The sequence below is a fragment of the Salmonella sp. SAL04214 genome, from assembly GCF_046550615.1.
Lineage (GTDB): Bacteria > Pseudomonadota > Gammaproteobacteria > Enterobacterales > Enterobacteriaceae > Salmonella > Salmonella enterica.
The window spans coordinates 1-508 of sequence record NZ_JBGDXT010000037.1; the positions used below are offsets into that span (position 1 = coordinate 1).

Annotated in this window: 1 rRNA gene; it reads left to right on the forward strand. The window is 54.9% G+C overall.

Annotated features, from left to right (window positions below):
* A 23S ribosomal RNA gene (locus ACLJQD_RS22950) occupies positions 1-508 on the forward strand; the annotation flags it as partial.

Here is a 508-nt window from a genome sequence, read left to right on the forward strand (position 1 = left end):
TAATAGCTCACTGGTCGAGTCGGCCTGCGCGGAAGATGTAACGGGGCTAAACCATGCACCGAAGCTGCGGCAGCGACACTGTGTGTTGTTGGGTAGGGGAGCGTTCTGTAAGCCTGTGAAGGTGGCCTGTGAGGGTTGCTGGAGGTATCAGAAGTGCGAATGCTGACATAAGTAACGATAAAGCGGGTGAAAAGCCCGCTCGCCGGAAGACCAAGGGTTCCTGTCCAACGTTAATCGGGGCAGGGTGAGTCGACCCCTAAGGCGAGGCCGAAAGGCGTAGTCGATGGGAAACGGGTTAATATTCCCGTACTTGGTGTTACTGCGAAGGGGGGACGGAGAAGGCTATGTTGGCCGGGCGACGGTTGTCCCGGTTTAAGCGTGTAGGTGTGTGTTCCAGGTAAATCCGGTTCACTTTAACACTGAGGCGTGACGACGAGGCACTACGGTGCTGAAGCAACAAATGCCCTGCTTCCAGGAAAAGCCTCTAAGCATCAGGTAACATCAAATC